At 36.5% G+C, this 6154-nt stretch carries 4 protein-coding genes; 3 read left to right on the forward strand and 1 reads right to left on the reverse strand.

Annotated elements, in window-relative coordinates; genetic code table 11:
- The first annotated feature begins 78 nt into the window (after positions 1–78).
- Both Q0X89_RS11445 and Q0X89_RS18090 read left to right on the forward strand, forming a co-directional pair.
- Positions 79–4149 carry a translocation/assembly module TamB domain-containing protein gene (locus Q0X89_RS11445; RefSeq protein WP_367177051.1) on the forward strand — a complete coding sequence of 1357 codons (4071 nt, stop codon included), beginning with the start codon at positions 79–81 and terminating at the stop codon, positions 4147–4149.
- Between the two features lie 23 nt (positions 4150–4172).
- Positions 4173–4307 (forward strand): hypothetical protein, encoded by a 135-nt coding sequence (locus tag Q0X89_RS18090; RefSeq protein WP_367177052.1) that lies wholly within the window; start codon positions 4173–4175, stop codon positions 4305–4307.
- A gap of 118 nt (positions 4308–4425) precedes the next feature.
- On the opposite strand, the gene Q0X89_RS11450 is transcribed toward Q0X89_RS18090, so the two are convergent.
- A complete protein-coding gene (locus Q0X89_RS11450; RefSeq protein WP_297694252.1) occupies positions 4426–5478 on the reverse strand; it encodes a class I fructose-bisphosphate aldolase in 1053 nt (350 codons plus the stop codon).
- 167 nt (positions 5479–5645) lie between these two features.
- On the opposite strand from Q0X89_RS11450, the gene Q0X89_RS11455 reads away from it, so the two are divergent.
- On the forward strand, positions 5646–6154 hold a 509-nt coding region (locus Q0X89_RS11455), incomplete at its 3' end, for a 6-phosphofructokinase (protein WP_297694254.1).

Here is a 6154-nt window from a genome sequence, read left to right on the forward strand (position 1 = left end):
CTGGCTTGCGTTTTTGGCACTATAATACTATCACTACCGGCAATTCAAACCAGGCTTGCACAGTATGCCACCAAAACTTTGAACAAGGAGTTTGGCACCAATATCAATATAGACAGACTTAGAATATCGCTTATTACATGGGACACTGCAATTAAGGATGTTTATGTTGAAGATTATAAGCAGGACACGCTTATATATATTCAGGAACTTTCTACCTCCATCTTGAGTGTTCGAAATCTTGTTAATGGGAAATTGCAATTTGGAGATATAGATATCGAAGGTCTTCTTTTTAATCTAAAAACATATGAAGGCGAAGATGATAATAATTTAGGTGTTTTTGTAGATAAGTTAGATGACAAAAAGCCCAGAGATCCCAACAAACCGCCTTTCTTTTTTAGTTCATCTGACGTACAAATAAATAATAGCACATTCCGGTTAACGGACATGAATAAGGAAAAAGTAGAGGTTTTAAACTTCAGAGACCTGAACATAGAAGCTACTGATTTCTTGATATTAGGACCGGATGTCACAACAGTCATCGAAGATTTATCATTTAAAAGTACACTCGGGATCGATGTTGAAAAACTCTCTACAAGCTTTAAGTATACCAGGGAACTAATGCAATTTGATTCACTGCAAATCCGAACCCCAAAATCAAATATTATTGGTAATCTGGAATTTAATTATATCCGGGAAGATCTTGTGCAATTTGTAGACAAGGTAAATCTAAATGCAGATTTTACAGATTCCTCGGTTGCCTTGGACGAAATAAATTTGTTGTGGAACCAATTCGGGTCGGACAAATTGGTGAATTTTTCTGCAAATGTGAATGGAGTTTTAAATGACTTGAATGTAGAACGCTTGTTTCTGCAATCGGATAATACAGGGATTAGAGGAGATTTTAATTTTAAAAATCTATTTACAAAAGGGGGTCCTTTTGAGCTCGATGCTCAGATTAAAGATATTTCAACCAGCTATTACGAGCTAAGATCCTTGATGCCTCAAATTTTGGGTAAATCACTACCCTCTATTTTTCAAAAATTGGGACAATTTACCGTTCGGGGCGAAACTTTTATTACCCAAAAATCTATTGAAACCCGGGCAAACCTTAGAACAGCTATAGGCAGCAGCTATGTGGATCTTACCCTTTCAGAAATAAATAATATTGACAATGCGAGTTACAAAGGATTTGTATCCCTGATTGATTTTGATTTAGGTCGATTTATTGATAAAAAAAGTCTGGGTAAAACAACCGTCGACGTAAATGTTGTGGGCAAAGGTTTTGTAAGTAAGAATCTGAATACCGAAGTTTTTGGACAAGTGTATAGTGTTAATTTCAATAATTACGATTATCAGGATGTAAGGATATCAGGAATATTAAAGGATCAACTATTTGATGGGTCTTTAATAAGTAATGATGAGAACCTGAAGTTTAGTTTTGAGGGACTGGCAGATTTTAGTTCAGACAAAAGTAGTTTTAACTTCAATGCCTCGGTGGATTATGCAGATCTCAAAATATTAAATTTTATAGATGACAGCGTTTCCATATTTAAGGGTAACGTAAATATGGACATTACGGGTAGTTCTTTTCAAAGTATTGAGGGGGATATAAAGTTTACAAAGACAAGTTACCAGAATATAAATAACACCTATTACTTTGAGGATTTCGAAATTGAATCCACATTTTCTGAAGATTCCACCAGGACAATAGAAATTAATTCTCCGGATATAATTACCGGATTTATGAAGGGTAAATTTAAAGTAAGGGAACTTGGTCGTCTGGTCAGAAATTCTATTGGTAGTATTTATACAAATTACAAACCATTTGAAATTTCAGGAGGTCAGGAAATGGCATTTAATTTTAAGATTTACAATAAAATAGTTGAAGTTTTCTTTCCTGAGGTTGCTTTTGGCCCCAATACTTTTATCCGGGGTAATATTAATGCGGATCAGGGAGACTTTAAACTCAATTTTAAATCGCCTTATATTTCAGCTTACGGTAATGAATTAGACAGCATTGATTTCAGGATTGATAACAAAAACCCTCTTTTTAATACCTATCTCGCAGTTCAGGATGTTTCCACCCCATATTATGATGTCAAAGATTTTAATTTGATTAATACCACTTTAAATGACACACTCTTTTTTAGAACGGAATTTAAGGGAGGCAGTGAGTATGATGATAGTTACAATCTGAATTTTTACCATACGTTCAACCCTGGTAATAAATCTGTAATAGGCTTAAAAAAATCGGATGTCAGCTTTAAGGGTAATACGTGGATTCTGAATCGGGAAAGCAATAGCAAGAACAAAGTAATTGTGAATAGTACCCTGGATAGCATAACTATTGAAGAAATAGTAATGAATAACGATAACAGGGAACAAATTAGGTTAAGGGGCCAGCTTGCAGATTCCACATACAAGGATCTTGAACTTCAATTTAAAATTGTCTCTCTGAACAAAATAACCCCTGCAATTGATAGCCTTAATCTGAAAGGTGAAATTAATGGTACACTCAACGTACTTCAAAAAGACAATATTTATTTGCCTGTATGTAATTTGGACATTTCTAAATTTAGTGTAAACGACATAGATCTGGGCAATCTGACTATTGGTGTTGTCGGAAACCGTGACCTTTCTGAATTTTCTGTAAATTCTCAAATTAAGGAAAACGGTTTGGAGAAGTTTGGTGTTTTTGGCAAGGTGACAAGGGGTGCAGAAATACCTCAGGCAGATCTGGTGGCAACATTCAGTAATTTTAATATGGAACCCTTTAGTCCCTTGGGCAAGGATATTGTATCCAATATTCGCGGGGAGCTCAATGGCACTGCTCAAATTATAGGAGATTTAAGAAACCCATACATTGATGGTCTTTTAACCATGAATAATGCCGGTCTTTCTGTACCTTATCTCAATGTGGACTACGATTTTGGTGCAAATTCGGCGATACGATTATATGATCAGACCTTTAACTTTCAGAATATAACGCTAACCGATGTAAGCTTGAATACACAGGCTGTTTTAGATGGAACAATAACGCATAATTTCTTTAAGAAATGGAATTTTGATTTAGACATAAATACCTTAAACGATAGGTTTTTAATACTCAATACTGAATTTGATGAAGATGAACTCTACTATGGCTCCGGCTTTGTAAATGGCACAGGACGAATATTTGGTCCGTCTACTGCACTGAATATTGATTTCGAAGGTTCTACGGCCAGAGGGACATCGTTAAAAATACCTATAAGCGATGTAACCTCTGTAGGGGATTATTCTTTTATCACTTTTATCAATAAAAATGAAGATGAAAGTATTGATTTGGAACGTCAGTTAAAAGCATACGATGGTTTAGAATTAAGATTCGATTTAGATGTTACTCCTGATGCGGAAGTAGAAATTGTAGTTGATCCTCAGACCGGAAGTTCATTGAAGGGAACAGGGGCAGGTCTTGTTTATATTGAGATTAACACCAATGGCAAGTTTAATATGTTTGGCGATTTTGTGGTTGTGACAGGTGAATATAATTACAAATTTGGGGGAATTATTGATCGTACTTTTAGCGTTAAACCGGGAGGAAGCATAGTATGGGATGGATCTCCCCTAGAGGCCACACTGGACATGGAAGCTGTATATTCCCTGAACGCAAATCCGGCTCCGTTGCTGGATAATGCAGGATACAGCAGGCGTATCCCTACGGATGTGATCATCAGGCTTACAGATCAATTAGAAAGACCTACAATAGATTTGGATATTGAATTTCCGGGTACAAGTTCAACAGTAAAATCTGAATTGGAATACAGGCTTCAGGATCCTACTATCGAAGAGCGAAATGCATTTTTTCTATTAGCCCAGGGAACTTTTGTAAGTGAAGGAACGGGCATAAATCAGCAGGCCATCACCGGAAACTTAATTCAAACCGCTTCCGGCTTATTAAACCAGGTTCTTGATGATAACAATGATAAATTTGATTTTGGCGTTACCTACGAGCAAGGTTATCTGGATCCTAATGATATTTCTACGGAAGACAGAATAGGTGTCACGGTATCTACCCAAATAAGTGACAAAGTTTTATTTAATGGCAGGTTCGGAGTTTTTTATCAGAACAGCAGGGATATACCCAGGGGATTGGTATTTCGTATGAGGTAGATTTCAATAGTTTCAAAGAACTAATGAAAAAAATATTTGGCAATAAGAAGAAAGCAGTAGAAGAGGAGCCTCAGGCATCAGCTACGGTGCCTAATGCTGTCATGGGTAACGATAGTTTAATAAGATTTTATTCTAAGCCTAATGCTCCCAAACTATGATTCCTAAATCTGAGTAGCACGTATAAAAAAACACCCCGTTTTTCAGAGGTGTTTTATCAAGCGATTTGTAATTTATGATTAAATTATATTTGTATAAGCTATATTAAAATATTAATAATCAAGCAATTGTAATTTTATCATCTAAATATACATCTTGAATTGCATTTAAAAGTTCAACTCCTTCGGCCATTGGTTTTTGGAAAGCTTTTCTTCCGGATATTAACCCCATACCGCCGGCACGTTTATTAATTACGGCAGTTTTTACAGCCTGAGCCAAATCGTTTTCTCCGGACGAACCTCCGGAATTTATTAAGCCGGCCCTTCCCATAAGACAATTCGCCACTTGGTATCTGGTAAGATCAATTGGATGGTCAGTGGTTAATTCTGAGTATACTTTCTCGTGTGTTTTGGCAAAATTTATGGCTTTGAAACCTCCGTTATTTTCAGCCTGCTTTTGTTTTACTATATCTGCCTGAATAGTGGACGCCAAATGATTGGCTTGCCCGGTTACATCTGCAGAAACATGATAGTCCTTACCGTCTTTTTTAAAGCCAGGATTACGGAGATAAGCCCATAAGACAGTTGCCATTCCAAGTTCATGAGCATATTCAAAAGCCTCAGTAACTTCCTGAATTTGTCTGGTACTTTCTTCTGAGCCATAGTATATTGTTGCACCAACAGCAATACACCCCATTTCAAAAGCCTGATTTACACTCGCAAACATAATCTGATCAAATTTATTAGGGTATGTCAGTAATTCATTATGGTTCAACTTAAGAAGAAATGGAATCTTATGTGCATACTTTCTTGAAACAGAGCCCAGAACGCCGAGGGTAGAAGCAACAGCATTACAACCTCCTTCTATAGCAAGTTCAACAATCTTCTCAGGATCAAAATAAATGGGATTTGGCGCAAATGATGCACCCGCTGTATGTTCTATACCCTGATCCACAGGAAGAATAGAAACATATCCTGTACCACCCATACGTCCGTTATTGAAAAGAGTTTGCATATTTCGGAGTACGACAGGATTTCTGTCTGAAGAGGTCATAACACGATCCACGAAATCCGGACCGGGTAGATGTAGATGTTCTTTTTTTACCGTGTTACACTTGTGATCTAACAGGTAATTAGCTTCTTTGCCTAAAATTTTCTCAATATTAAATGACATAATTATTGTGTTTTCAATCGACATATAAAGATACGCCGATTAATACATTTTTTAGGTTGATTTTAGAGTTTTTTTGCCCAACAATAAGAAGATTATCGTCATAATTTACTACTTTAACAATTCAAGGAATTAAGTGAATTGAATTGAAAATTTAATTAGAATATAACATGGCAAAAACTAAGAAAAGTAAAGGCACTATCGGTATTTTAACCGGCGGCGGAGATGTTAGAGTAATTGGATTTAGAAGAGGGTGGGGAGGCTTAATAGATATTGTTCGAGACAATAAGCACGATAACAGCAATAATTTCACAGAACTTTCGCAGGTTGTGGTAAACAAAGCTGCAAGAACCGGGGGAACTTTCCTTCATACATCAAGGACCAGGGCAAGTCATGTTTCAAAATTAATGGTACCGGCTCATTTAAGGGATTCCTATGACAAAGAGCTAAATGATCTAACACCTGAGGTAATTAAAAATCTTGATTGGCTCGGTGTTGACTATTTGATTGCTATTGGTGGGGATGATACCCTTAGCTATGCGGTTCATTTGTTCAAAAAGGGTGTGAAGGTTATGGCCATTCCAAAAACCATGGATAATGATGTCCCCGGTACAGATTATTGCATTGGTTTTAGCACATGTGTTACCAGGACAATTAGCCTTACCAATAGTCTACGAAC

It is taken from the genome of uncultured Eudoraea sp. (assembly GCF_947258525.1).
In the GTDB taxonomy this organism is placed as follows: Bacteria; Bacteroidota; Bacteroidia; order Flavobacteriales; family Flavobacteriaceae; genus Eudoraea.

Bases quoted from the DNA above. Each gene is read 5' to 3' on its own strand.
- Q0X89_RS18090 (WP_367177052.1), top strand. From the start codon at position 4,173: ATGAAAAAAATATTTGGCAATAAGAAGAAAGCAGTAGAAGAGGAGCCT.
- Q0X89_RS11450 (WP_297694252.1), bottom strand. From the start codon at position 5,478: ATGTCATTTAATATTGAGAAAATTTTAGGCAAAGAAGCTAATTACCTG.